28 protein-coding genes and 1 tRNA gene are annotated in these 25798 nt (G+C 65.0%); 7 read left to right on the plus strand and 22 right to left on the minus strand.

Features of this window, described 5'->3' with window-relative positions; translation table 11 throughout:
* The first annotated feature begins 3 nt into the window (after positions 1 to 3).
* Positions 4 to 558: an SPOR domain-containing protein gene (locus CN97_RS04495; RefSeq protein ID WP_084683991.1), complete on the plus strand. Its 555-nt coding sequence runs from the start codon at positions 4 to 6 to the stop codon at positions 556 to 558.
* Positions 559 to 564: 6 nt separating this feature from the next.
* Here the strand turns inward: CN97_RS04495 and CN97_RS04500 are convergent, their stop codons facing one another.
* The 7 genes from CN97_RS04500 to CN97_RS04530 form a co-directional block, all read right to left on the minus strand.
* Positions 565 to 1584 carry a hypothetical protein gene (locus CN97_RS04500; RefSeq protein ID WP_035707740.1) on the minus strand — a complete coding sequence of 340 codons (1020 nt, stop codon included), beginning with the start codon at positions 1582 to 1584 and terminating at the stop codon, positions 565 to 567.
* 180 nt (positions 1585 to 1764) lie between these two features.
* A complete protein-coding gene (locus CN97_RS04505; RefSeq protein ID WP_035707743.1) occupies positions 1765 to 3963 on the minus strand; it encodes a 3-hydroxyacyl-CoA dehydrogenase NAD-binding domain-containing protein in 2199 nt (732 codons plus the stop codon).
* Between the two features lie 23 nt (positions 3964 to 3986).
* Positions 3987 to 5198, minus strand: a complete 1212-nt coding sequence (locus tag CN97_RS04510) for an acetyl-CoA C-acetyltransferase (protein ID WP_035707745.1) — start codon at positions 5196 to 5198, stop codon at positions 3987 to 3989.
* 10 nt (positions 5199 to 5208) lie between these two features.
* Positions 5209 to 5847, minus strand: a complete 639-nt coding sequence (locus tag CN97_RS04515) for a glutathione S-transferase family protein (protein WP_035707749.1) — start codon at positions 5845 to 5847, stop codon at positions 5209 to 5211.
* A gap of 36 nt (positions 5848 to 5883) precedes the next feature.
* On the minus strand, positions 5884 to 7662 hold the full coding sequence (locus CN97_RS04520) for an acyl-CoA dehydrogenase C-terminal domain-containing protein (RefSeq protein ID WP_035707753.1): 1779 nt from the start codon (positions 7660 to 7662) through the stop codon (positions 5884 to 5886).
* 105 nt (positions 7663 to 7767) lie between these two features.
* Positions 7768 to 8220: a MerR family transcriptional regulator gene (locus CN97_RS04525; RefSeq protein WP_084683992.1), complete on the minus strand. Its 453-nt coding sequence runs from the start codon at positions 8218 to 8220 to the stop codon at positions 7768 to 7770.
* 95 nt (positions 8221 to 8315) lie between these two features.
* Positions 8316 to 8711: a MerR family transcriptional regulator gene (locus CN97_RS04530; RefSeq protein WP_035707756.1), complete on the minus strand. Its 396-nt coding sequence runs from the start codon at positions 8709 to 8711 to the stop codon at positions 8316 to 8318.
* Between the two features lie 114 nt (positions 8712 to 8825).
* Between CN97_RS04530 and CN97_RS04535 the strand changes: the two genes are divergently transcribed.
* The 3 genes from CN97_RS04535 to CN97_RS04545 are packed head-to-tail and all read left to right on the plus strand — an operon-like array spanning position 8826 to position 10375.
* Positions 8826 to 9251: a PaaI family thioesterase gene (locus CN97_RS04535; RefSeq protein ID WP_035707759.1), complete on the plus strand. Its 426-nt coding sequence runs from the start codon at positions 8826 to 8828 to the stop codon at positions 9249 to 9251.
* Position 9252: 1 nt separating this feature from the next.
* Positions 9253 to 9759 carry a PaaI family thioesterase gene (locus tag CN97_RS04540; protein ID WP_035707762.1) on the plus strand — a complete coding sequence of 169 codons (507 nt, stop codon included), beginning with the start codon at positions 9253 to 9255 and terminating at the stop codon, positions 9757 to 9759.
* A 10-nt stretch (positions 9760 to 9769) separates the two neighbouring features.
* Positions 9770 to 10375 (plus strand): zinc metalloprotease, encoded by a 606-nt coding sequence (locus CN97_RS04545; protein WP_035707765.1) that lies wholly within the window; start codon positions 9770 to 9772, stop codon positions 10373 to 10375.
* On the opposite strand, the gene CN97_RS04550 is transcribed toward CN97_RS04545, so the two are convergent.
* The 9 genes from CN97_RS04550 to CN97_RS04590 form a co-directional block, all read right to left on the minus strand.
* Entirely contained in the window at positions 10368 to 11201 is an 834-nt protein-coding gene (locus CN97_RS04550; protein ID WP_165496672.1) for a substrate-binding periplasmic protein, read from the minus strand. The genes CN97_RS04545 and CN97_RS04550 overlap by 8 nt on opposite strands.
* A gap of 155 nt (positions 11202 to 11356) precedes the next feature.
* Positions 11357 to 13117 (minus strand): pyrroloquinoline quinone-dependent dehydrogenase, encoded by a 1761-nt coding sequence (locus tag CN97_RS04555; RefSeq protein ID WP_035708358.1) that lies wholly within the window; start codon positions 13115 to 13117, stop codon positions 11357 to 11359.
* A gap of 64 nt (positions 13118 to 13181) precedes the next feature.
* A complete protein-coding gene (locus tag CN97_RS19725; RefSeq protein ID WP_051910954.1) occupies positions 13182 to 13781 on the minus strand; it encodes a c-type cytochrome in 600 nt (199 codons plus the stop codon).
* 145 nt (positions 13782 to 13926) lie between these two features.
* Complete coding sequence (locus tag CN97_RS04565) at positions 13927 to 14757, minus strand: type 2 periplasmic-binding domain-containing protein (protein WP_035707771.1); 831 nt, start codon at positions 14755 to 14757, stop codon at positions 13927 to 13929.
* A complete protein-coding gene (locus tag CN97_RS04570; RefSeq protein ID WP_035707773.1) occupies positions 14754 to 15569 on the minus strand; it encodes an ABC transporter permease in 816 nt (271 codons plus the stop codon). Before CN97_RS04570 ends, CN97_RS04565 begins: the two co-directional genes overlap by 4 nt.
* 310 nt (positions 15570 to 15879) lie before the next feature.
* Positions 15880 to 16860: an ABC transporter ATP-binding protein gene (locus CN97_RS04575; protein ID WP_035707776.1), complete on the minus strand. Its 981-nt coding sequence runs from the start codon at positions 16858 to 16860 to the stop codon at positions 15880 to 15882.
* A 14-nt stretch (positions 16861 to 16874) separates the two neighbouring features.
* Positions 16875 to 17231, minus strand: a complete 357-nt coding sequence (arsC, locus tag CN97_RS04580) for an arsenate reductase (glutaredoxin) (RefSeq protein ID WP_084683994.1) — start codon at positions 17229 to 17231, stop codon at positions 16875 to 16877.
* The gene (locus CN97_RS04585) at positions 17222 to 18280 is read right to left on the minus strand and encodes a quinone-dependent dihydroorotate dehydrogenase (protein WP_035707777.1); all 1059 of its coding nucleotides are present in this window, start codon (positions 18278 to 18280) and stop codon (positions 17222 to 17224) included. Before CN97_RS04585 ends, arsC begins: the two co-directional genes overlap by 10 nt.
* Entirely contained in the window at positions 18277 to 18615 is a 339-nt protein-coding gene (locus tag CN97_RS04590; RefSeq protein ID WP_035707778.1) for a DUF952 domain-containing protein, read from the minus strand. Before CN97_RS04590 ends, CN97_RS04585 begins: the two co-directional genes overlap by 4 nt.
* 166 nt (positions 18616 to 18781) lie before the next feature.
* Here CN97_RS04590 and CN97_RS04595 point away from each other — a divergent pair, with 166 nt between their 5' ends.
* The 3 genes from CN97_RS04595 to CN97_RS04605 all read left to right on the plus strand — a co-directional run bounded on the left by CN97_RS04595 (position 18782) and on the right by CN97_RS04605 (position 22186).
* A complete protein-coding gene (locus CN97_RS04595) occupies positions 18782 to 20356 on the plus strand; it encodes a bifunctional metallophosphatase/5'-nucleotidase (RefSeq protein ID WP_035707782.1) in 1575 nt (524 codons plus the stop codon).
* Between the two features lie 226 nt (positions 20357 to 20582).
* Positions 20583 to 20656: transfer RNA gene (locus CN97_RS04600), tRNA-Gly, on the plus strand.
* Between the two features lie 87 nt (positions 20657 to 20743).
* Positions 20744 to 22186 carry a tyrosine-type recombinase/integrase gene (locus tag CN97_RS04605; RefSeq protein ID WP_084683995.1) on the plus strand — a complete coding sequence of 481 codons (1443 nt, stop codon included), beginning with the start codon at positions 20744 to 20746 and terminating at the stop codon, positions 22184 to 22186.
* A gap of 8 nt (positions 22187 to 22194) precedes the next feature.
* Here CN97_RS04605 and CN97_RS04610 read toward each other — a convergent pair whose 3' ends face one another.
* The 6 genes from CN97_RS04610 to CN97_RS04635 all read right to left on the minus strand — a co-directional run bounded on the left by CN97_RS04610 (position 22195) and on the right by CN97_RS04635 (position 25540).
* On the minus strand, positions 22195 to 22536 hold the full coding sequence (locus tag CN97_RS04610) for a hypothetical protein (RefSeq protein WP_035707787.1): 342 nt from the start codon (positions 22534 to 22536) through the stop codon (positions 22195 to 22197).
* Complete coding sequence (locus CN97_RS19730) at positions 22533 to 22952, minus strand: BRO-N domain-containing protein (RefSeq protein ID WP_165496673.1); 420 nt, start codon at positions 22950 to 22952, stop codon at positions 22533 to 22535. The genes CN97_RS04610 and CN97_RS19730 overlap by 4 nt, the downstream gene beginning before the upstream one ends.
* A 281-nt stretch (positions 22953 to 23233) precedes the next feature.
* Positions 23234 to 24202 carry a hypothetical protein gene (locus CN97_RS04620; protein WP_035707789.1) on the minus strand — a complete coding sequence of 323 codons (969 nt, stop codon included), beginning with the start codon at positions 24200 to 24202 and terminating at the stop codon, positions 23234 to 23236.
* Between the two features lie 352 nt (positions 24203 to 24554).
* Entirely contained in the window at positions 24555 to 24941 is a 387-nt protein-coding gene (locus tag CN97_RS04625; RefSeq protein ID WP_051910956.1) for a BRO-N domain-containing protein, read from the minus strand.
* Positions 24938 to 25141 carry a hypothetical protein gene (locus CN97_RS04630; protein ID WP_035707795.1) on the minus strand — a complete coding sequence of 68 codons (204 nt, stop codon included), beginning with the start codon at positions 25139 to 25141 and terminating at the stop codon, positions 24938 to 24940. Before CN97_RS04630 ends, CN97_RS04625 begins: the two co-directional genes overlap by 4 nt.
* 213 nt (positions 25142 to 25354) lie before the next feature.
* On the minus strand, positions 25355 to 25540 hold the full coding sequence (locus CN97_RS04635; protein WP_088217056.1) for a hypothetical protein: 186 nt from the start codon (positions 25538 to 25540) through the stop codon (positions 25355 to 25357).
* Between the last annotated feature and the right edge of the window lie 258 nt (positions 25541 to 25798).

Consider the following 25798-nt stretch of genomic DNA (forward strand, 5'->3'; position numbering starts at 1 on the left):
AAGTTGTTGTCCTACAATCGCTATACGTGCAGTCTCCGTGAAAAGACTACCGCAGGGACAGCAGGCCTTCGGACGGTGCTGGCAGCGGGCGTGATCGCGGCCTTCGGGTTCCCCTCCGCCGCCAGCGCCGACGATGCCCCCTCCGTCCCTCCACCCGCAGGTTATGCGGCGGGCGAATTCACCGATACGCAGGGCTGTCTGTTTTCGCGCGTGGAGCAGGGCGACCGTCTGCTCTGGGCGCCGCGTTACCGTGCCGATGGCAGCCAGCGCTGCGACGGGCCGGTGGAGGCGGGCGCCGCCGAATGCCCGCTGCCGACGGACGTCGGGCGCTACGCACAGGCAGGGGTCTATGTGGATCTTGCCAATGCCCGGAACGCGGCGGCGGAGGTGCGTGCGCTGGGACTTCCCGTGAATATCGTGCGGCTGACCCGGAATCCGGAAGGGCGGCACTCCGTGGTGGCCGGTCCCTTCAACGGGCGGGACGCTGCGCGTCAGGGGCTGGGCGCGCTGCGGTGCAACGGCTTCCCGGATGCCTTCGGCCGGAACGGGCTGCGCTGAGCCGCATCAGCGCGCGCAGATCCCTTGCAGGCCCACCCATTCCGTATCAGTCAGGATAGGGGGCGCGGCGGCAGTGCGGAACGGATCGCCCGTCCGCAGAGCTTCGGTGTGGGCGTTTGTCGGATCAATGGCCTGTGCATAAGGCGTGGAAGGCACCTTTGCCGCCGCGAATCGCGACAAAAGGGTTTTGGGATCGACGTCGGACACAGGCGCTGCCAGCAGGGCATCGGCAAGGCCGCGAACGGCGGTAGGGGGCAGTTCGCCGGTGGTCAGCAACCGGAAGGTCGCCAACAGACCGGCATGCTCCAAGAGCGGCAACAGGGGATCGGCAGCATCCGCGCGCACCTGCTCTGCCAGCACATGGCCCGCGGCGACCTCCTCGTTGTCCTGATCCTCCAGAAGACTGCGACGCAGCAGGATACGCCCGCCTGGCAGATGGACGGCATCGGCAGACCCGTTCGGCACAACCGAGATGCCGCCCGGCCGCCCGTCGGAAAGCCGCGCCCACATCTTGCGCAACGCGCGATCACCGTTGGGCGTGGAGCAGACCGGTCCGGTGAGGCGGACCATGTCGCGCAGGACGAGTTCCCCGATCGCTTCCCGGGTGGCCTGCGGCACGGCGGCAGCGGTGTGGCGGGTAAGGGCGGTCGGCAGGAAAAGCACCGCCGCGATCAGCAACCCGCCGACAAGCAGCGCGATCAGCGGGGCCCGCAACCGACCCTCCTTGGGACGCTGCGATTCGATGACCCGGCGGACCTGTTCGATCGCGTTGATCATCAGGTCATCGTCGATCTCCAGCGTTTCGCCCGCCGAAGGGTCGGGGCTGTATCGCGCGGGAAGATCGCCGGGGTTCAGCCGCTCCAGCGCCGGCAGGGACCAGTGCGTAAGGGCAAGAGAGGTCTTGATATCCGACAGGATGAGCGAGGCGTCCCCAAAGGAAACGACCACCTCACGTGCTTCCGCGTCGGGCGCTTCACGCCACCAACCGAAACATTCCAGTCGCTGGTACCGGGTAAGCGCCGTCATCTTCCCACGGAACCTTGCTGCAACGCCGAAGAAATCATGGGTGCAAGATAGCCGAGCCTGCAGGGAGCCACAATCGGCCCGAAAGCAGATGCGCGACCTTCTTCCAACGCCGGCTAAACAACGAATTTTCAGAAATATTCGGGACGGGAGCCGGGATCGCGGGGATCCCGGCCCGCTTGGTCAGGCGGCTTTGGCAGCGGGGGCGAAGCGCCCGTAGAAGGTTTCGCCCTTGGCGGCCATGTCGCGGAGCAACTGCGGTGCAGCGAAGCGCTCGCCATACCGCGCGGTCAGATCGTCGGCGATCTCCACCGCCCGGGCCGCGCCCATCATGTCGAGCCAGGAGAACGGCCCGCCCGACCACGGCGCAAAGCCCCAGCCGAGGATGGCCCCCACATCGCCTTCGCGGATGTCGGTCAACACGCCTTCCTCCAGCGCGCGAACGGCCTCCAGCGTCTGCACGAACATCAGCCGGTGTTCGACATCGCTGAGCGCCGGCTGCTCCTCCACATGCGGATAGCGGTCGGCGAGACCGGCCCAGAAGCCCTGCCGTTTGCCCTTTTCGTCATAGTCGTAGAAGCCCGACTTCGACTTGCGGCCCATGCGGCCCTGATCTGCCATCCAGAACAGCACCTCGTCCACCGCGCCGTCGGGATAGGCATTGCCCATCGCCGCCTTGGTGGCCTTGGCGATCTTCACGCCGAGGTCGATGGAGGTCTCGTCCACCAGCTGCAGTGGGCCGAGCGGCATGCCCATCAGCTTGGCCGCATTCTCGATCAGCGCCGGCTCCGTGCCCTCCTTCACCAGCCGCACCCCTTCGTTGATGTAGGGGATGATGCAGCGGTTGGCATAGAAGAAGCGGGCATCGTTCACCACGATCGGCGTCTTGCGGATCTGGCGCACGAAGTCGAGCGCCTTGGCAACCGCCACGTCGCCCGTCTCCTTGCCGCGGATGATTTCCACCAGCGCCATCTTGTCCACGGGGGAGAAGAAGTGGATGCCGATGAACTCCTTCGGGTGGCGGGAGGCTTCGGAGAGCAGGGTGATCGGCAGGGTGGAGGTGTTGGTGGCGAAGATCGCCTCCGGTGCTGCCTCCTCCGCCTGCTTCGTCACCTCGGCTTTCACCTTCGGATCCTCGAACACCGCTTCCACGATCAGATCGACGCCCTTGAGCGCGGCATAGTCGGTCGTGGCGGTGATGCGAGAGAGCACCTCGTCCTTCTTCTCCGCCGTAACCTTCCGCTTCTCGATCCCCTTATCGAGGATGCCGGCGGTATACGCCTTGCCGCGATCGGCCGCTTCCTGCGTGCTGTCGATGAGCACGACCTCGATCCCCGCATTGGCGGAGACATAGGCGATGCCCGCGCCCATCATGCCCGCGCCCAGCACACCGAGTTTCTTGACGCTCTGATCCGGCACGTCGGGGCGGTTTGCACCCTTCTCCAGCGCCTCCTTGTTCAGGAAAAGCGAGCGGATCATCGCGGCGGAGGAGGGGTTCAGCATGACATGCGTGAACCACCGCGCCTCGATGCGGATGGCCTGATCGAAGGGGACGAGCGCCCCTTCATAGACGGCGGAGAGCAGCGCCTTGGCCGCCGGATAGACCCCTTGCGTCTTGCCGTTCACCATGGCGGAGGCGCCGACGAAGGTCATGAACCCCTGTGCGCTGTAGGGGGCGCCGCCGGGCATCTTGTAGCCCTTCGCATCCCAGGGTTTCACCAGGTCGGCGTCCTTGGCGGAAAGCACCCACTCCTTGGCCTTGGCCAGCAGCTCCTCGGGCGCGACCACCTCGTCGATCACGCCCTGCGCCTTCAGCGCCTTCGGCGACTGGAGCTTGCCTTCGAGCAAGAGCGGCGCGGCCATCATCGCGCCGAGCTTCCGTGCGAGCCGCGTGGTGCCGCCCGCGCCCGGAAAGATCCCGACGAGGATTTCCGGCAGGCCGAGCCGCGCTTTCGGATTGTCCGCCACGAAGATGCGGTGCGTGGCCAGCGGCAGTTCGAGGCCGATGCCCGCTGCCGTGCCGGGAAGGGCGGCGGCGATCGGCTTGCCGCCTTTCAGCGTCTTGGGGTCCATCCCGGCGCGTTCGATCTTGCGGAACAGCGCATGGATTTTCATGATCCCGTCGAACAGGCCCTGCGCGGGCTCCGCACCCGCCGCATCCTTCATCCGGCCCAGAACGTTGAGGTCCATTCCGCCGGCGAAGTCCCTCTTGCCGGAGGTGATGACGATGCCCTTCACGTCCGGGTCGGCAAGGGCCTTGTCCACAGCGGCGTCAAGCTCGTTCAGACCATCGAGGGTCATGACGTTCATCGACTTGCCGGGCATGTCCCAGGTGATGGTGGCGACGCCGTCGGCGTCCGTGGCGTAATGAAATTCGGTCATGGAAGTCTCCCTGCTTCGCCGGATCAGACGCGTTCGACGATGGTGGCCGCGCCCATGCCGGAGGCGACGCACAGCGTGGCGAGGCCGGTGCTCTTGCCCGACCGTTCCAGTTCATCAACCAGCGTGCCGAGGATCATCGCTCCCGTCGCGCCGAGCGGATGGCCAAGCGCGATGGCCCCGCCGTTGACGTTCACGCGATCTGCATCGACGTTGAACGCCTGCATGAAGCGCAGCACCACGGCAGAGAATGCCTCGTTCACCTCGAACAGGTCGATGTCGGAAATCGACATGCCGCTGTCGCGCAGGATTTTCTCCGTCGCGGGCACCGGGCCGGTCAGCATGATGGTGGGATCGGTGCCGATCTTCGCCGTCGCGCGGATACGGGCACGCGGCTTCAGGCCATATTTCTCCCCGAACTCCTTCGAGCCGATGAGGATACCCGCCGCGCCGTCCACGATACCGGAGGAGTTGCCCGCATGGTGGACATGCTCGATGCGCTCCAGATGCGGATATTTCATGATGGCGATCTTGTCGAAGCCGGGCATCTGTTCGCCCATGTCCTTGAAGGACGCCTTCAGTGCGCCGAGCGACTGCATGTCGGTGCTGGGCCGCATGTATTCATCACGATCAAGGATCGGCAGGCCGTTGATGTCCCGAACGGTCATGACGGAGCGGTCGAAGCGCCCTTCCTCCCAGGCCTTGGCGGCGCGGCGCTGGCTTTCCACGGCCAGCGCATCCACATCCGTCCGGGAGAAGCCGTATTCCGTGGCGATGATATCCGCGGCGATGCCCTGCGGCACGAAGTAGGTGGACATGGCGATGGAGGGATCGACGGCGATGGCGGCCCCGTCGGAACCCATCGCGACGCGGCCCATCATCTCCACCCCGCCGGCGACATAGGCCTGTCCCGCCCCGGCCTTGACCTGATTGGCGGCGAGGTTCACCGCCTCCAGGCCGCTGGCGCAGAAGCGGTTGATCGCAAGGCCCGGCACCGATTCCGCGAAATCGGAGGCCAGCACGGCCGTCCGAGCAAGGCAGCCGCCCTGTTCGCCGACCTGGGTGACATTGCCCCAGATCACATCCTCGACCGCCCGCGTATCGAGGTCGGAGCGCGATTTCAGTTCATTCAGCACCAGCGCCGAAAGGCGGGCGGCGGTGACCTCATGCAGGCTACCGTCGGTGCGGCCCTTGCCGCGCGGCGTGCGGACGGCGTCGTAGATGTAAGCTTCGGACATTGGTCCTCCTTCAGAGGCCGCGGTCGGAGGGCCGACCGGGCATCATGTCATAGGGATGTTTCCAGCCGGGCAGGGCGGCGATGTTATCGAGCCAGCGGTCGATATTCGGCCAGGCCTTCCGGTCGAAGGTGAAGGGTTCCGGGTAGTAGAGGTAGCCGCAGCAGGCGGTATCGGCGAGGCTGGGCAGATCGTTCACGATGAAGTCGCGCCCCTCCAGATGCGAATCGAGCACTTTGAACGCATCACGCAGGCGTCCCGACAACCACCGGATCACTTCCTGCGGGCGTTTCTCCTCCGGGACGAAGTTCATCAGGAACCGCAGGGTGCCGGCCTGAGAGGACATCTTGTGATTGTCCCACAGCACCCAGCGCATGACCTCCTGCCGCAGGTGGTGGTCCTGCGGCAGCAGTTTTCCGGTCTTTTCCGCGATATGGTACTGGATGAGTCCCGATTGGCTCAGCACCTCATCCCCGTCCCGCAGCACGGGAACCTCGCCCATCTCGTTCAGCGCGCGGAATTCCGGGGAGCGGGCGTCTCCGTGAAAGAAGTTCACGAAGACCGGCGTCCAGTCCACCCCCGCGAGGGTCATGGTGAGCGCCGCCTTGTAGGAATTCCCGCTTTCGCCGAAGCAGTAGAGCTTCATCGCCATTCCGTCATCCTCCCTTTGACGGGCGGCAGCATGGCCTCAGAACCCTGCCACGTCGAGCGTCATGACCGGCTCGGCCCCGGACGTGATCCGGGCAAGGTGCATCCCCGTCGCCGGAAGCTGGCGCGCCATGTAGTAGCGCCCCGTGGCGATCTTGGCGTTGAGGAAATCGGCGTTGCCATTGCCCGCAGCGAGCAGTTCTTTCGCCGTCTTCGCCATGCGCGCCCACATCAGGCCCAGACAGACATGCCCGAACAGGTGGACGAAATCGTTCGACCCGGAGAGCGCCGCATTCGGGTTCTTCATGCCGTTTTCCATGAAGAACATGCCCGCCGACTGCAGATCCTTTGAAGCGGCCTTCAGCGGATCGAGGAAGCCCGCCTTCAACTCGGCATCGCCCTCGTTCTCCTTGAGGAAGGTTTTCACCATGTCGAAGAAGGCCATGACATGTTTGCCGCCGTCCTGCGCCAGCTTCCGGCCGACGAGGTCCAGTGCCTGCACGCCGTTCGCGCCCTCATAGATCATGGTGATCCGTGCATCGCGCACGAACTGGGAGACGCCCACTTCCTCGATATAGCCATGGCCGCCGAAGATCTGCTGGGCCTGCACGGCCATTTCGAAGCCCTTGTCGGTCTGGAACGCCTTCAGCACCGGGGTCATCAGGGAGATCAGCCCTTCGGCATCCTGATCGTCGAGCCGCTTGGAGCGGTCGATGAGATGTGCGCCCCAGAAGGTGAAGGCGCGTGCCCCCTCGATGAAGCTCTTCTGATCCATCAGGCTCCGGCGGATGTCGGGATGCACGATGATCGGATCGGCCGGACCTTCGGGGTTCTTCACTCCGGTCACGTCGCGGCCCTGCAGCCGTTCCTTGGCATAGGTCAGCGCGTTTTCGTAGGCGGCCACGGCCTGCGCATAGCCCTGCAGGCCCACGCCCAGACGCGCCTCGTTCATCATGGTGAACATCGCGCGCATCCCCTTGTGGAGATCGCCGATGAGCCAGCCCTTGGCCCCGTCGTAGTTCATCACGCAGGTGGCGTTGCCGTGGATGCCCATCTTCTCCTCGAGCTTGCCGACGGAGAGGCTGTTGCGGGCGCCGAGCGAGCCATCCTCGTTCACGAGGAACTTCGGCACGATGAAGAGGCTCACCCCCTTCGTGCCCGCACCGCCGCCCGGTGCCTTCGCGAGAACGAGGTGGATGACGTTCTGGGACAGGTCATGATCGCCCGCCGAGATGAAGATCTTCGTCCCCGTGATGGAGTAGCTGCCGTCTCCCGCCGGCTCTGCGCGTGTGCGCATGATGCCGAGATCGGTGCCCGCATGCGGCTCCGTCAGGTTCATCGTGCCGGTCCATTCGCCGGAGACGAGCTTTGGCAGATAGGTCTGCTTCTGCTCCGCCGAGCCATGGGTATGGATGGCCGAATAGGCCCCATGGGTCAGGCCCTGGTACATGTTGAAGGCCATGTTGGCGGCCACGAACATCTCACCCGTGGCGCTGTTCATGACATAGGGCATGCCCTGGCCACCGTATTCCGGGTCGCAGTCCAGCCCCATCCAGCCGCCTGCGGCCATCTGGTCATAGGCCGCCTTGAAACCCGTCGGCGTAATGACGACGCCGTTTTCCAGGCGACAGCCTTCACGGTCGCCGACGGCGTTCAGAGGGGCCAGCACCTCGGAGGCCAGCTTGCCCGCTTCCTCAAGGATGGCGGCGGTCGAGTCGCGGTCGAGCTCGTCGTACCCCGGCACGTCGCTTTCGGTCACCTTGAGAACCTCGTGCAGCAGGAACTGCATGTCCTCGATAGGGGGCGTGTAGGTGGTCATGTCGGTCAGTCTCCGCTTTTCCGGGCCGGGGAAGATATGCCCCTCGCCGCAGGTGTCCTAGGCGCGCAGGCGCTTTCGCCGCGCGGCCTCTTTCGGGGGAAAGGATTATTGCGCCGCGGTCAGGTCGCGCCGGCCACCGGCCAGCACGTCATCTGCCCAGGCGATCTCTTCCTTCAGTTCGGCAATCGCCTCCTCCAACTCCATCCGACGCCGCTCAAGGTCATCGAGACGTTTGGCAGCCACATCCCGCGTGCGGCTGAGTTGGGTGAGCTGCGTGCCCTCCCTGTCATAGAGATCGAGAAGCTGGCGCATCTCCTCAAGGCTGAAACCAAAACGCTTGCCCCGCAGGATCAGCTTCAGCCGCCCGCGATCGCGCCGCGTGAACCAGCGCGTCTGCCCCTCCCGTATGGGAGACAGCAGCTCCTTTGATTCATAGAAGCGCAGGGTGCGTGGCGTGACGTCGAAAGCCGCGCACATTTCACCGATGGTCATGAGCCTGCCGGTCTCGTCACTGGCCGAAGCCAGGCTGTCCGGTGCGGAATATGTCACCCGCTGCATCCTCTTCCTCCTTCGCGCTCCCTGAGGAAATCGCGTCCCGGAGACAGGTTACACCAGAAGGTGACGTTTACGTAAACGAAACGTAGCGTAACGCCTTATCCTGACGTGACGTGAGGAGCGGATTGCAGATTCTCAAGCTCTTCCGCCACCTGATTGCGCAGATCCCGCAGGTCTTCGAGGGTCGCATGAAGCTCGGCGATCTGCTTGTCCAGCTTGTCGATCTGGCGGTCCGCCATCACGACCCAATCCTCCATCTGGGTGCGGGTTCCAGACTTGTCATAGACCTCCAGCCACTGCCGGATTTCCTCAAGGCTGAAGCCGAAACGGCGCCCGCGCAGGATCAGCGTCATCCGCGCCACCTCCCTCGGTCCGAACAGGCGCGAGCGTCCCTCCCGCACCGGACTGAGCAGTTCGATATATTCGTAGTAGCGCAGGCTGCGAGGCGTCACATCGAACTTCGCGCACATTTCCTTGAAGGTCAGCATGGTCATGGAGTGTCTCCTTGGATCACAAGGTAATCGCCACACCCGCGTAACGCAACGTCACGGGTGGCTTGCTCCCGCCCGCAGATGGGCCAATAACGGGAAGGATACCGGGAGTGACGCATGACATCTGAGCGACGCAAGAAGTTCTATGACGAGATCGGCCGCAGCCCGCATGCTGCGGCGCTCGGGCTCAAGGTGGAGGAGATCGGCGTGGGAGAGGCGCGGATTTCCATGCCCTATGACCGCAAGCTCATCGGCGAGCCTGCAAGCGGGGTGATCCATGGCGGTGCGGTCTCCGCGCTCATGGATACTACGGGCGGGGCCTCCGTTCTGAGCGCGGATGAGGGCGTGGTCGCCACGGCGACGCTGGATCTGCGGATCGACTACATGCGCCCCGCGACGCCGGGACAGGCGATCACCGCGCATGGCGTATGCTACCACATCACCCGGCTGCTGGCCTTTGTGCGGATCACCGCGACGGATGAGGATACCGCCCATCCCGTCGCCAGCGCCACCGGCACCTTCACCGTGGAAAGGGAGGACTGAGATGGCCCGCCCCGCGCCCGAACCCGTCGACGCCATCAAGGAGCGCCGTGACGGCGTGCTCCGCCGGCTGATCGAGGCGGTTCCCTATATCGGTTTTCTCGGCATCGACTTCGACCGGCGTGGCGATGAGCTGACCGCCGTGCTGAACTACAATGAGAAACTCATCGGCAACCCCTTCCTGCCAGCGTTGCACGGCGGGGGAACCTCCGCCTTTCTGGAGACGACGGCGATCATCACGCTCGCCTGGTCCACCCTGTGGGAGGATATGGAAAACGGCAGGCTCGATCCCGCCGATTTCTCTGCCGGGACCATGCCGCGCCTGCCGCGCACCATCGACTTCACGGTGGACTACCTCCGCTCCGGCCTGCCGCGCGACGCCTATGCGCGCGCTCGCGTGAACCGGTCGGGCCGTCGCTTTGCCTCTGTCCATGTGGAGGGATGGCAGGACAATCGCGACAGGCCGTTCATTCAGGCGACCGGCCATTTCCTGATGCCCCGGCGGGATTGAGACGCGGCGCATGTCGCTTCTTCAGGATCTGACCGTCCAGCAGATCGTCACGCGCATTTTCGCCATGCTAATCTATGCGGCGGTGCAGGGGGCGTTGCTGGCGTGGCTGGCCCGCGGTCTGGGCGATGTCCGCCCCGCACGGGAGGGGCGGCTGACGCTTAATCCCTTCCTTCAGGCGTCTGCCTGGGGCGTGGCCATGGGGGTGCTGTTCCGCATGGGCTGGATCGCGCCGCTGCGCCTCTCGCCTGCGCAGGGATTCGGCGAGCGGGTCAGGATCCTTCTGATCGTGGCGGCGGGGCTGGGTGCGATGCTCGCCCTCGTTCCGCTTCTCGACCTGCTGCGCGCCCCGCTGCAGCAGATGCTGCCGCGCACCGCGGGTTATTACGTGCTCTATGCACTCCAGATGGTGCAGGAGGTAACCTTCGGTTCCGTCGCGCTGAACCTGCTGCCGGTGCCGGGCCTGATCGCGGGCAACCTGTGGCGGGCGGTCTGGCCCGGTGGCGAGAGGTTCCTTCAGCGGGCGGAGCCGCTGGGGCTGGTAGTGGTGGGGGCGGCGCTGATCCTCGGCTGGGTGCCGCTGCCCTTTGGCTGGCTGGACCGGCTGCACCTCATCTGACCGGGCCTTCGCCCGCGACGCCCTCATAGCCGAAGCGTGTCATGATCTCCGCGATCGTGCCATCCGCCACCAGCGCGTCGATAGCCGCGTCGATCTGGCTGCGCAGGTAGCTGTCGCGAACCCCGACGAGCGCCCCCACCCGCGTGGCCGCAGCCGGAACCGGAGCCGTATCAATGACGCGGAGCGCCCGTGCCTCAGGGTGGCGCGCCTCCAGCGCCGCCAGAACCGGCTGCCACAGGAGCATCCCGGCCAGCCGCCCGTCCTCCACCCGCCGGAGCATCAGCTCGGGATCGGCATAGGGCAGGCGGATCCAGCGTTGCTCCTTGGGTTGCTGCTGGTTCCAGGTGATATAGACCATCTCGCCCATGCTCTGGATCGCGGTTCCGATGAGCCGGTCATGCGGTATATCGCCCAGCCGCGTCCACCCGCTCTCCTTCACGGCCAGAACGAAGGGGATCGTGGCATAGGGGCGGGTCACCATGGCCCAGTCGGGGAACGGCGACTCTTCCTGCACGGATATGCCCATGAGCAGGTCGCAGGTATTGGTCATGGCGATCTGCAATTCGTCCATGAAGCCATCGCCGCTCAAGGGGAACCCCTGGAAGCCCTGTGCGAATTTCACGTCGAGCAGGAGGGCGTCGCCGATGGCACGCGCCACCTCCCGGTCGAACTCGAGTATCTTGCTGCTGGCGTCGTTACAGACGGTCAGGCTGTCGCCCTGCTGCCTGCGGGTGGAGTTGAGCAGCTCCCCCGGCACGCCTGCCGTCTGGGCATCTGCCGTTCCGGTCATCGCCAGAAGCGCCCCGGCAAGGATGAGATGCCGCATGCGAACCCTTTCTGTGGAAAGAGGGGCGGACATGCCGCCCCATTCGGTGACCGTGCAGTTTCCTGTTCCGGCAGGGCGGCACCGCCGCCTCTCTCACCGGGCCGGGGCGGTTGTGCCGCCCGCGGCCTGTGGGTTGCCGGTCAGTTGCTGGCCCTTCAGTTGCTGGCCTTCGGCAGCTTGTAGACAAAGATCGAGTTGCCCGAACCCGTTGGCAGGGGTGTCTCCGGGAAGGCGGAGGAGATGGAGCTCGCCGCGTTGGAATAGCCGGTGGGAACGACCAGATACTGCTCCCCGTCGATCTCATAGGTGACGGGCGAACCGCCGATCGGGGCGTTCAGCCGCTGGCGCCAGAGCACCTCGCCCGTGTCCTGATCCCAGGCGGAGACATAGCGCGCGGCGTCGCCGCCGAACACCAGCCCGCCCGCTGTGGCCAGCACGGAGCTGGTCATGGAGGGACGCTCACGCGCCTGCCATTTCGACTCGCCCTGCTTGGGATTGATGTCGAGCGCCTGCAGCAGCCCCGCCTCCGTGATGCCTTCCGGCAGAATGCGGGGACCGAACTTCACCGAGCCGACGGCATTGCCGGCGGTGAATTCCGACTGGGTCGGGGTCACCGTGTTGCAGGCCTCCGTCAGCGGCACGAAGAAAGCCTTGGTATCCGGGCTGTAGGCCCCGGCCATCCAAAGCTTGCCCCCCGAGACGGAGGTGCAGGAGAGCTTGCTTTCCCCGATGGAGCTGGAGACGAGGTCGGTATTGATGTGGACCGTCCCATCCGGATCGATCTTGGAGACGACGTTCTGCTTCACCGTCTCCTTCGACCACAGGTATTTCCCCGTGTCGCGGTCGAGCGCGAAGGCGATGCCGTTCTTGCCGGGTACGGAGATCAGCATGTGGCTGGTCTTGCCGCCGACTTCCTGATCCACGAGAATCCGCTCGAACGGGCTGTCCAGGTCCCAGTTGTCGCGGGGGAGGTGCTGATAGTACCACTTCAGCTTTCCGGTATCGGCATCCAGCGCGAGCGTGGAGTTGGTATAGAGCACGCTGCCCTCACCCGAACCGCGCACCAGTTCCGAATACGGCCCCGGCATCCCGATGCCCCAGAAGGTCGTGTTGGTCCGCGCGTCATAGGAGCCAGTCGCCCAGGGCGTGCCGCCCCAGCGGTTTTCGGCTGGCACCGGTCCCCAGCTTTCCTGCTGCTTGGGATTGTCCGGGTCGTCGATCGTGTTGAAGCGCCACAGCTCCTCCCCGGTATTCAGGTCGTGCGCGAGGATGAAGCACCCGCCGGCCGTGCCCGCGATGGAGCAGCCGGAGATCGCGGAGATGATCTTGTCCTTCACGATGATCGGGCCGACCGTGTAGCTGTAGCCCTTCTGGTAATCCAGAACCTGCTTTTCCCAGACGACCTTGCCGTCCGCGGCGTTCAGCACGACGATCTTTGCGTCCGCGGTCGTCAGCACGACCTTGTCGCCCGTAAGCGCGATGGAGTTCTTCTGCCGCCGCGCCTGGTTGGCCTGATAGGACCAGGAGGCCGGGATCTCCGCCAGAACGTGACGGTAGGTCCAGATCAGGTCACCGGTCTTGGCATCCAACGCCTCGACGATGTTGTTGTTGGTCTGCAGGAACATGACGCCGTCATGGATGAGCGGCACTGTCTCCTGAATGCCCGCCTCTGCCATCGGCCAGGCCCAGGCCAGTTGCAGATTGCCGACGGTTTCCTTGTTGATCTGCTTGAGCTTGCTGTAGCCGGAATTGAAGCGGTCGCCCCGCCACATCAGCCACTCGCCTTCCGGCGGGTTGGCGAGCATCTCCTCCGTCACGGGTTTGTAGTTCTCACGGACGTTCTGGGCGAAGGCCGCGCCGCTCAGCGCCACGAGGGCGGTGGTGGCGGCAAGAAGCGGTTTCGAAAAGAATGACATCATGTCCTCCTCGGTGCGCATGGCGCGCGATATATGCTGGGCGCGGGCCGGTCGGCCCCGCGGGTCACTCGACGGTCGGGAGCGGTTTGCCCCAGGTGAAGGCCTGCGGAATACTGCTGGCGGCGGCGGCGCTGGTCTGCATCGTGTCCACGGCCGGGCCGCCTGGGAGCGGCTTGCCCCAGGTGAAGGCCTGCGGGACATTCGTGTCTGCCGCCATGCTGTCCGAGGCCGGAGCAGCTCCGCCGGCCGGACCGGCGGCGGTTTCCGCCGTCAGGCTGATGGCGGCGAGCTTCTCCTCATCCTCGACCAGCGGATCGGGGCCGGGCTGGGCGCCGTTGAACGCCATGATATAGGCGATGATGTCGAGATAGGTCGCGGCCCCGAGCTGACCGGGCGCGGAGGGCGGCATGGCGACGGAAATGAAATCGTAAAGCCCGCCGGGCGTATCCCAGTTGGCCATGATATCCGGCCCGACGAGGCCGGGCGCCTCCGGGCCTTCAAGCTGCATTCCGTGACACTGGGCACAGTTCGCATTGTAGGCGGTCTTGCCTGCCTCCGCCTGCTCCGCCGTGAACCCGGCGGCAAGGCCGGGCAAGGCGGAGGACAGAAGTGCGACTGCTGCCAGCACCCCCGGGATTGCGGATCGTGGTGTGAAAAAGATCACGGCTACCCTCCCTCCTGAAGATGTACGCGCGCTGGCGACGTGGGGTGTCGTAGCGGCAGGTGGCGCGACAATCTGTCCCACACCTTTGTGAGAGGTGCAATATCATGCAGCAGACAAGAGAAAAAAAGCCAATTATATTGGCATATTAAAGAGGATATGGCTGACCGGCTTCGGCGCTTAGGCCGTAGCGGCTCCTCAGGCTCGCGATTTCCCCCCCTTGCGCCGCATCCGATAGCGCGGCGGAAAGGGCGCGTTTCAACGTCACATCGCCCTTCCAGGTTCCAAAGGCGAGCGACACGGGAGCGAGGGCCGGATCATCGGGCCAGACAGCGGTGAAGCCCGGCGGGGCTTCTGCGGAAAGTGCGAAATTCTCGCCAACCGCAGCAGCGGCGCGGTGCTCCAGCAGCGCGTTTCGGAGCGCCACACCGTCTGGAGCCAGCAGGGGCCGGTAGCCCTCCCTCCGCATCCACGCGGAAAGCGCCAGCCGGTCGAGCCCGCTTGCCCCCGGCAGGATGGCGAGAGTGCTGCCTGACGGGGGAAGGGCGCCTGCGGGCAGCAGCAGGAGCCAGCCGATCCGCTCCCCGGTCGGCAGCAGTTGCAGAAAGCCGCGCGCGGTCGGCGTATCCGCGATCCCGCCGCCGATCATGTCGCATTGCGCGCGTGTGAGGTTCCAGTTTCGCGGGTTGAAGTCACGCCCGATGGTCGGCACCACATTCACCACAAGGCGCAGCCCGATGCGATCGGAGAGGATGCGCGCAAGCTCCACGTCGTAACCGGGCCGGTCCGGTTTTCCCGTCACCAGCGGCGGGTAGACGGGTGGAACGCAGAGTTTCAGCACACCTGCCGCCCGCCGCTCCGCGAGGGAGTTGTCCTGCGGCAGCAGGCTGGCGAGAGCGAGGATCGTCAGCACGATGCCGAGATTTCGGATCGCCGGCCACCATCGGCCCCGGAGCGGCGAGGGGGCACGCGTGCTCATGCCTTGCGGAAGTCGATCACGGCGAGGGTGAAGAACAGCGCGGCCATGCCGAAGATCACCATCGGTCCCGTCGCCGGGGCGAACTGGTAGAACCCGATCAGCACGCCCCGAAGCGCATCGACCGCATAGGTGATCGGGTTCGCACGGACCAGCGTCACCAGCCATTCGGGATAGGTCGCGACCATCTGAGTCCGGGTGAGCGAGGGATCCAGCGGAAAGACCGAGGAGGAGGTGAAGTAGAGCGGCAGGATGATGGTGTTGGAGAACACGCCGAACCCCTCGAAGCTGCGCACCCGCTGCGCCAGAAGCACACCGAAGGAGGTCAGCCCGAATGACAGCACGAACATCAGGCCGATCGCCGTGAGCGACTGCCCTATCGTCAGGGTCACATCGGCAAACCGCGCAAGGATCAGCACCAGCGTGCCATGCACCGTCGCCACCGTCGCGCCGCCCAGTACCTTGCCCAGCAGGATCAGCCATCGCGGCATGGGAGAGACGAGCACCTCCCGCAGGAAACCGAACTCCCTGTCCCAGATCACCGAAACGGCAAACTGGATGGACGTGTACATGATGTTCAGCACGATGACGGCCGGGAACAGAAACTGCAGATATGTGAAGGGGATGACGGTACGGACCTCTCCATAGACCTCTCCGCGGAAGTAGGGATTCAGCCCGATGCCGAGGATGAGGAGCCAGATCAGCGGTCGGCTTACGCCGCCCACCATCTGTCCCCGGTCGCGGGTGGCGCGCAGCACCTCCCGCAGCCAGACGCCATAGAGGCCTCGCAGAAGACCGGGGAGAGCACGGGTCATGATATGCTCCTTTGTGACTTGCGGGAGCGGGAGGGCGCTCCGGTAATCCGCGTGCGGACGGAGGCGTCCATCGTCCCTTCCCGTGGGCATGCAGAACCGGACGTTCCCGTCTCCCGGGCCATCCCTCGCAGGCTACCCCTGCATGAGCTGCGGCCCGGTGGCGTTGGACCCCGGGGGCGTGGCAGAATGCGCCGCGCGGCGCCCGGATGCGATGAACCGGGGGGCAGACGCAATTCCATTGCAAGGCGTCCGCGCTGACCGTAACTGGCCCTGCCATGCGCGGCCCGCCATATCGCGGCGAGGGCAGGGGTCATCGCCGCCCGCCCTTGCGCCCGGCGTCGCGCTCCGCCGCGCGGGCGCCTTCCCCCCGATCCCGAAGCTCGCGGCCCGTAAGGGAGAGGAATACGCTTTCCAGTGTCGGCTCCTCGAAGCGGACCTCCGTCAGCCGGTTGCCGAAGGCAGCGAGGAAGCTCTCGACCGTCGCGGCGTCGGGGGCGGGGATCGCGAGGTGCAGGGGCGCCACTTCCGTCGCCGCAGGGCAGGCGCGCCGTATGGCGGCGGCGGTTTCCGCCTCCCGCACGATGACGCGGAGCCACCGCTGGCCATGTCCTGCCTTCAGGCTCTCGGGGCTGCCTTCGGCAAGGATGCGGCCATTGTCGATGATGCAGACCAGGTCCGCGCTTTCCACTTCCTCAATGTAATGGGTGGTGGTCAGCACCGTCAGACCCCGCTCGAGCCGGAGCCCGTCCAGGTAGCGCCAGATCCGCGCGCGGGTCTGTGCGTCAAGACCGACGGTCGGCTCGTCGAGGAACAGGATGCGCGGGTGATGCATGAGGGCGCGGGCGATCTCCAGCCGACGCCGCATCCCGCCGGAGAAATTGCGCACGATCGTTTCCTGCCACTCTGTGAGTTCGACAAGCGCCAGCACTTCCGCCATCGCGGCGTGCCGCGCATGCCGGGCCATGCCATGCGCCAGTCCGTGGAAGTCGAGATTCTCCGCCGCCGTCAGCCGGTCGTCGAGGCTGGAATCCTGAAACACCACGCCGATGCCGCGCCGCGCGCGCAGCGGCTCCCGCGCCACATCAGCGCCCGCGACCGTCGCCGATCCGCTGTCGGGCCGAAGCAGCGTGCAGAGGATGTTGAGCAGTGTGGTCTTGCCCGCGCCGTTCGGGCCGAGCAGCGCGAAGCTCGCGCCGGCAGGCACGGAGAGGGTGACATCTTCCAGCGCCCGCGTGCCGCCGAAGGCATGTGAGAGGTGTTCGACCTGAATGGCGGGCGGTATTTTCGGCATGACGGCCCTCCCCCTCAGGGAGCGAGGACTTCCAGCACGGCTTCCGCCGGGCGGCCCAGCACGGCACGGGTCTCGGAGAAGACGATGGGGCGTTCGATCAGGATGGGATGCGCCACCATCGCGGCGATCAGCGCGTCATCGTCACTCTCCGGCGTCAGTCCCGCCTCGCGCGTCGCGTCTTCCTTCCAGCGCAGGATGTCGCGCGGCGAGCGGTCGAGAAGCGAGAGCGCGGCCCGGAGCTCCGCCTCGCTCGGCGGCTCGGTCAGATAGTTCCGCACCACGGGCGTCACGCCGTGCTCTTCCAGCAGCGCAAGTGCCCGCCGCGATGTACCGCACCGCGGATTGTGCCAGATCGAGATGGTCAAAGCCACCGCTCCCTCCCGGTTCCGACGGCCTCCGCCACAGTGGCGAAGCCATCGCGGAGAAGCCGGTCCTCAATGCCGCGGACCAACTCTCCTACCAGCGACAGTCCTCCGAAGACGAGGCCGGTGTAAAGCTGAACCGCGCTCGCCCCGGCCAGAATCTTCTCATAGGCCTGATCGGGAGTGGAAATGCCGCCGACGCCGATCAGGGGCAGCCGCCCCTCCGTCGCCCGTGACAGGCGGGCCAGAACCCGGGTGGACCGCTCGAACAGCGGGGCGCCGGAGAGGCCGCCTGCCTCTCCCCGCGCCGCGCCGCCAAGCCCATCGCGGGAGAGGGTCGTGTTGGTGGCGATCACCCCGTTGATGCCGGCGGCAAGCGCGACCGCGCCGATTTCGGCGATTTCATCATCCGTGAGGTCGGGGGCGATCTTCAGGAATACCGGCACCCGCCGCGGCAGCCCGTCCCGCACCTCGAGCACACCCGCCAGCAGCGATTCCAGCGCCGCGCGGCCCTGAAGGTCACGAAGCTTCTCGGTATTGGGGGAGGAGACGTTGACCGTGGCAAAGTCGATCCATCTGCCGGTGGCGGCCAGCACCTCCGCAAAATCCTGCGCGCGGTTCGCGCTGTCCTTGTTTGCGCCAAGGTTCAGCCCGATCACCCCCCGCTCCGGTCGGGCGGCCAGCCGCGCCGCGATGGCCGCCGCGCCCTCGTTGTTGAAGCCGAAGCGGTTGATGACAGCGCGGTCCTCCGGCAGCCGGAACAGCCGGGGGCGGGGATTGCCGGGCTGAGGGCGAGGCGTCGCCGCTCCCACCTCGATGAAGCCGAAGCCCGCGCGGGTCAGCGGATCGAGGGCGGTCGCGTTCTTGTCGAACCCGGCGGCAAGGCCCACGGGGTTGGGCAGGTCGATCCCGGCAAGGCTGGTGCGGAGCCGGGGCGATGTGATTTCCCCCGGCAGGGCGACCAGCCCCGTACGGAGCGCCATCAGCGACAGGCCATGCGCCCGCTCCGGGTCCAGCCGCGTGAGCAGGCCAAGGCCGAAGGCCTCATACCGGTTCACAGAACCCCCTCCGGAAAGATATGCCCCGTCGCACCAAGCGGCAGGGACTTGTCCCAGACCACGTCAGAGAGCCGGAGCGGCCGGTACAGATGCGGAAAAAGTGCCCCGCCCCGTGACGGCTCCCATTTCAGATCGGCCCCCAGAGGCTCGACGGAGACGGCGACCAGCACCAGATCGCTTTCCTCTGCGAAATGGCGGGCGGCGGTCTCTCCCACCTGCGTGGGCGTGGAGAAATGGATGAAGCCGTCTGCCACATCCACGGGCGCGCCGTGGGTGACACCTGCGGCGCGGAACGCATCCCATTCGGGGCGGCGGAAAATCTTCAGGATCAGCATGGCCGGGTGATGCCCTCAGTCGGTCATCCGGTCAAGGAGAACGTGTAGCGGAAGGGGCGCGGTTGCGGGCGCTGCAGTCATCTTCGGGCTGGCACTTCGGTGCGAGAAGCTTTGACAGAGCCGCCGCTGCTCCGCAGACTGCGGGCATCCGTACAGGGAGAACCGCATGTTGGTCCGTCTTCTCGCCACGGCAGGGGTGCTCGCGCTCAGCGCCGGGGCCGCCTCCGCCGAATACACGCTCACCATTCTGCATATCAACGACTTCCATGCCCGGTTCGAGCCGATCAACGGATCCGATTCGACCTGCGGGGAAAAGGATGCGGCGGAGAACAAGTGTTTCGGCGGCATTGCCCGTCTGGTCACGGCGGTAACGGATGCGCGTTCCCGGACCGCCAACTCGCTGCTGATCGATGCGGGCGATCAGTTTCAGGGCAGCCTGTTCTACAACCACTACAAGGGCAAGGTCTCGGCCGAGTTCATGAATGCGCTCGGCTTCGAGGCGATGGCGGTGGGCAACCACGAGTTCGACGACGGCCCCCCGGAGCTTGCGCATTTCCTGGAACAGATCCGCTTTCCCATGGTCATGGCCAATGCCGACCTGAGCCGGGAGCCGCTGCTGAAGGGCCGTATCGCCAAGTCTGTGGTGGTGGAGAAGGCGGGCGAGAAGATTGGAATCATCGGGCTGACGCCGCTCGACAACCCGGAACTGGCGAGCCCCGGCCCCAACATCATCTTCACCCCGCCAGCCGATGCGGTCCAGGCGGAGGTGGATACACTCACCGCGGCCGGCGTGAACAAGATCATCGTGCTCAGCCATTCCGGCTATGAGGTGGACAAGCAGATCGCGGCGGAGACAGCCGGCGTGGACGTGATCGTGGGCGGCCACAGCCATACGCTGCTCTCCAGTACGGATCCTGACGCCGCCGGGCCATATCCGACGATGGTGAACGGCGTTCCGATCGTCACCGCCTATGCCTATGGCAAGTATCTCGGGGAGCTGACGGTCACGTTTGATGATGCGGGCAAGGTGATCTCCTCCTCCGGTGCGCCGCTTCTGCTGGACGCCTCTGTGGCAGAGGATGCGCCGGCGCAGCAGTTGCTGGCCGAACTCGCCGTTCCGCTGGCGGAGCTGCGGGCGCGTGTCGTCGCGGTGAGTGAGGCGCCGATCGATGGCTCGCGCGATCACTGCCGTCAGCAGGAATGTGAGATGGGCACCCTCATCGCCGACGCGCAACTCGACCGAATGAAGGATCAGGGCATCACGATCAGCCTCGTCAACGGCGGCGGTGTCCGTGCCTCCATCGAGGCGGGTGATGTGACGATGGGCCAGGTGCTGACCGTGCTGCCCTTCCAGAACACGCTCGCCACCTTCCAGACCACAGGCGCAACGGTCGTCGCCGCACTTGAGAACGGCGTGAGCCAGTTGGACCAGGGAGCAGGGCGCTTCCTGCAGGTCGCGGGGCTGAAGTATTCGTTCGACCCGGCGAAACCGGCGGGCAGCCGTGTCACCGACGTGCAGGTGCGCGCGGGCGAGGGCTGGGCCGCGATAGATCCCGCAGCGAGCTATGGTGTCGTGGTCAACAATTATGTTCGCAGCGGCGGCGACGGTTTCGCGATGTTCACGACCGGCGTGGCGAATGCCTATGACTTCGGGCCGGATCTTGCGGATGTGCTGGCGGACTATCTGGCAAAGGAAGGGCCTTACAAACCCTATATCGACGGTCGTATCACGCGGAAGTAGAGGGTCGGGGGGTGCAGCGGCCGCCCGCATGTCTTCGTGGCTCCGATGCGGGAGCAGCTTCTGTGCGAATCGCGCATGCGGCGTTGCTGTTCTCGGCCGTGACTTTAGCCGGCCCATGAAATCCGCCTGTAGGATCGCTCATATCCCTGGGCGGTTTTATGGGCAGCTTGTCGGACTTCACCCCTTGAGCACCCCGCCGCCGGATGCTATCTCTCGCCCCGCGCTCGCGGGTATGGTGTAGTGGTAGCGCCTCAGCCTTCCAAGCTGATGGGGCGGGTTCGATTCCCGCTACCCGCTCCAATTTGCCTATTGCTATGGCATATTTCTCAATGACTTCCGTGACTTGCTCGTCCTCCCGGTGCACATTCAGGCACACACGGGGCACACATGGGACTCGTTTTGAAGAACGTTGAGCGGACCAAATCAGGCAGTTGGCAATATCGGCGCAGGGTGCCGAAGGATGTCGCGCATATCATCACGAAGCGGGAGTTCAAGGCGAAGCTTGGTGATTCACGGGAAGAGGCGCTGAGGGCCTGGCCCGCGTATCACGCTCGTGTGGAGCGGGAGATTGAGGCAGCGCGAAAGCGGATAGCCTTCGCGGAGGCAGCGGACATGGGGAGCGTGTCGGAGCGAGAGGCATATGCCGAAGCCCTGAGGCGACGTGCTGACCTGATCATGCTCGGCTCCTCGGCGGAGGAGCTACGCTTTGCGGGCGACCTGATCCTTGAACGCTTCCCGGAAAGTGCCACGGGGCCTGTCGGGCTGACGCCTGTAGAAAGCCATATGGTGAACCTTCTTCGCCTCGGTCCCGATGTTCATAAGGCCCCTGAACCGACACTTGGGGATGCCCTGCGACTCTATCGGAAGGAGCACCTGCGGGAGGACGATCCTGCCACGGACAGCCGCGTCGTTGGGCTTGCCAACCGGGTGGTGGGCGCTGCGGTGGAGGCCATGGGGCGTGACCCTCTGCTCACCTCCATCACGCGCGAGGATGCCCGCAAGGTGCGCGATGAGATGCTTGATCGGGTGAAGGTCAGGGGGCGGGGGGTCGGAGGGAAAGTCAGCCCTGCAACCGTGTCGCGGGAATTGTCCATCATCGCTGCGGTGGTCAGCTTCGCCAAGGTCGAGTTCGGCCTTCCCGACACTTTCCAGAACCCTTTCAGCAAGCTGCCGGTGGCGAGGGCAGCGAAGGGGCAGGGGGAGATGAGGTCGGACAAGCGCGACCCGCTGCCGCCCAAGGTGCTCTTTGCGGTGCGCAAAAGGGTGCTCTCTCTGGCAAGCCCGGAATTGGCCTTGATGTGGCGTATCCTGGAAGGGACCGGGGCACGGATTGCCGAAGTGTCGGGGCTCCGGGTGGAGGACGTGGACACGGCTTCACAGTTCCCGCACATCCGGATCGGGGCCAACGCGGTCCGCAGCCTCAAGACGGACGCTTCCCGCCGCGTTGTGCCCCTCGTCGGAGACGCCCTAACCGCAGCCAAGGAGGCCCTTTCGCTGGCTCGGCAGGGGGACATGCTCTTTCCCTCCTATGGCCGCAAACGGGGCTCAGACGCGGCCTCTGCGGCGCTGATGAAGCACATTCGGGCTGTGACGACTGACCAGAAGCACGTGGTGCATTCGCTGCGACACAACATGCAGGACAGCCTCGTCCTAGCCGAAGTCAGCGCGCTGGACCGGAAGCTAATCCTCGGTCACGCGGTGGAAGGGGTCGGGGATGCCGTCTATGGAGGCGCGGTCCGGAAGCTGCGTCAGACGACCCGAGCGATGAAGAAGGCGCTGGGCGTTCCCCTGACGGCGGAGGAGGACCAGGAAATGGCGGGGGCCGGATAACCAACCCTCTACCGCATCTCTTCCGGCCACCTAGCGCCGCCCAAGGTCTCAATCCGTCCCGCCTTAGGGGGCTCATTAGTCCGCTCCATCGACCGCCAGAACGTCTCTTCATCGACCACCCGGAAGGACTGCCGGGAGGGGTCCAGAGGGACGCGGTAGCCGCATTGTCCAGTGTAGGAGGTGAATGGGACCGGCCAGAGCTTCTTGCGCTCCGCAACGGCCCTCAGCGCCTCCGGTGCGGGGAGGCTGGATGTGGCCCGTTCGTCCGCTGCCTCAAGTCGGGCAATCTCCATGGAGTTCAGGGGGCGAAGCACCACGAAGTTGTCGAGGGAATGAGTGCCGTAGGTCATACCGTTCCCTCGTTGGCGGCGAAGAAGTTACGGGAGGCTTGCACGAACAACGCGGAAAAAGCCGTGGGGGCAATCTCCTTCTCAAAGACCACGTGGTTCATGAGGGAGGGGAATGTCTCTTGCACGATGATCTTGCGGAAGCGTTGAGCGGCGGGCTTCTTGGACCGCAGAATCAGCGCATACATTCCCGCCTCAGTGAGCACGATAGAGGGGCGACCCTGCCGGGGGTCGGTCTTAACCTGCCTCTTCTGCGAGGGGCTCACGCCCTTGGTGGCGAGGGCGGTATTCTGGATGCCTAGCGCCCTGCAAATGTCCTTGGCGACGAACCAAGTCTGGCCGTCGAGAACCACGCTCCGCAGTTTGCCGAAGCGGGTATCCGAGATAGTGACTGCGGGAAGGGTGGTCAGAGTATTCATCGTGTTCCTTTCGATGTGGGATATCGAGGTCATTCCTCGGCATGACGCCCCTGGCAGCCTTCCCACGGGCACCCGAAGGGCCGGAAAGGATCAGCCCCACGGGTTGCGCAGGGACGCCATGCAGAAGAATGGGTAGGTGGGGGCCTCCGCCCGGAAGAAAGCTCCATCGACCCCGACACGCGGGAGACGCACCACCATCGACCACAAGCCGGGTCGGAGCTTCCATCAAGGCGGAGGGATGCGCCCCTAAAGACTCGTTCAGGGGCGCATTACAGTTCTCGTCAGGCGGTCTTGACGATGCCAAGGCGGACGGCTGCACCGAAGGACATGGGCTGTCGTCCGGGAAGCGTGACCATCCATTCTCCCGTGTTTTTGTTCTGGTATAGGCACTTGCGCTCCGCTGCGGGCATCCCCTCAAGCCGCGTAAGGAACCTCTCGGGGTCCTTCTGGGGCTCCTGGGAGAGGCGTTCGACGGCAGCGTGGCCTAGGGATCGGAGGTGGTCCTTGTCCCCCATCACCACTGCCTTGCGGGCCAAGCGGAGTTCATCCGCCCCCAGCATTTCAGTGAGGAGGTCAACGCTGGCATTCACGGAGGCAAGGTCGTTGTTCGCCTGTGCTGCGTAGCCACGATAGACGGCTTGGGCCATCTCCACGGACACGCCTTCTGGCAGCGATGCGGCATCAATCTCACCGCGCTCCGCCGCATTGGCGACATGGTGATCCGTGACGCTGGGTCCATGAAGCTGTGAGACCCCATGAAGGACGCGGCTGGCCTCGTCCACGTGACCTTTCCAGACTTGTTCACGGGGTGTCATGTGCTCGTCAACGCTGCCTTTGGTGTCCTTCTGGGCGGCGTTGGGGGCCTCCGGGGTGGGCTTATGCACCCCATTGGCCCCGGAGGTTCCGTCAAAAGGGACGGGATCGCCCGCCTTCCAGTTGGCCGGGAGGAGCCCTGCGGTGATGGCCGCTGTGACCGTGGTCTCAAGTCCGCCGATCCGGACGTGACCGGGAGGGAGCGGGAAGGCAACGCCGACCTGGGTGTCCGGCCCCCATCCATTCTTGGTGCGGACAACCTCCGCCTCGCCTCCGTGGATCACTACCTCATGGCCCCACGAAGCGTGTGTGCGGGGGTCATGGACGGGAATGGCTTGGGCCTTCTTGCCTTGGATTGCTTCTAGCTGAGCTTGCCACTGGGCCATCTGGGCCTCGTCAGGGGCTTCGCTCATGTTGATGATGTTCTGTGCTGACATGGTGCGTCTCTCGTTTGTTGGTGGTGGATGTGCCGGTTTGTGCTGTCCCTACCGCTGGCACTGAGTGGGGCATCATGATCGGTGCATGACGGGGAAAGCTGTCTGTGGGAGACCCGGAAGGGGCCTCAGTGGTGGGGTCTCGATTAGGGCATCATGCGGGGATGCCATGTGTGAGGAAGCTGGGAGAGGGAGTCGGTGGTGGAGTCTCGATCAGGACAGCCTACCGGACCACATCGACCATACTCATAAGGAGTTGTTCGGGAATCTTCCTTCTATAGGGGCACCTAATTGCTCTCCACCTCCCTAGTTCCTCCCTAGTCCCTCCCCTCATCAGTACCCTCATGCTGCACCATCAGGTGCTCCCTATGCGCCCATGAGGTGTCCTTGATGAGAGATGAAGGAGATCCTCCTCCCTAGTCCCTCCATCCTTCCGGATCGCAGGGAGAACCACTTCCGTCACCCACTTCTGAAACGGCTTGGCTTCCTCCTTGTCGGAGCGGAGGATGAGCTTGTAGAGGCCCGGTTCGTTGATGAGCTTGTTCGGGCGTCCACGTCCGCTGGTGATTTTAATGTCAATAATGTGGGTCTGATCCACGTTATTGAGGGCCGCCCCAAGATGGACGATCCCCAACACGTCGAGGACGTCCCTCACCACGAACCACGGAGCCCCGTCGATGGTCACGGTGCGGATCGGGTGGGTGAGGAAGGTGAAGGTCTGGATTTCCTTGTTGGGGGTCATTCCACGCCCTCGAACGCGACCACGACGAGGTTGTTCGGAAGCACCACCGAGGACGTTTCGCTCCCCCGCTTACCGATCCGAACCATCTTCGGGGTCAGCCCAACGACATCGTAAGGCCCGCTGAGGCCCCCATACCGCCCGCCCACACCATGAACCACTGTGTCCCCGATGCCGATGTCTCGCTTGAGAAAGTCTTTCATACATCACTCCAAACACTCTCTTGGCGCTCCTTAAGCGCCCTCAGTTTTCCGGGATCGAACCCCGCCCACTCCAGAATGCCGTCCACCTCGATCACCGGAAGGCCGCGAAAGCCCGCCGATGCGAGGTATCCGGAGAGCGCGTCACGGCGCAGCAAAACGGCCCCCGAAAGGGAGCCGTGAAAGGTCGGTTAGTGATGCTGGAAGGGAGGCGGGTTAGACGATCCCGAGGAGCTTCAATGTGGCCCCGAAGAATGCAGCGCCAGCCGCAAAGAGGCCCGTCCCGACCACCAGAGGATACCACCAACGTTCCCGGTTGATCTTGGCAGTCTCCGCAATGATGCGGTTGACCTCCACCCTGAGCTTCTCAATCTCCACCGCCTCACGCGCTGTCATGCTCATGCTGTCCCCCTCGGGCATGAAAGGTCTCCTGTAGAAGATAGGCACGGTTGCCTTGACGATCCAGTAAAAAGGCCCCGAAGGAGCCTTGTAAGGTCGAGCGGGGATGTCGGAAGGAAGAGCGTTAGACTGTGTAGGCCTCGCACCTCAGCGCCAACCACGAAACAGATAGGGTCACCTACGGCTTTCGTCTGCGACCGATAGATATAGGCCCGAAGAGCCTCGCAAGGCCGACGACGGCTCCGACAAGCTGGAGGGCGA

Source organism: Haematobacter massiliensis (assembly GCF_000740795.1).
GTDB classification, from domain to species: Bacteria; Pseudomonadota; Alphaproteobacteria; order Rhodobacterales; family Rhodobacteraceae; genus Haematobacter; species Haematobacter massiliensis.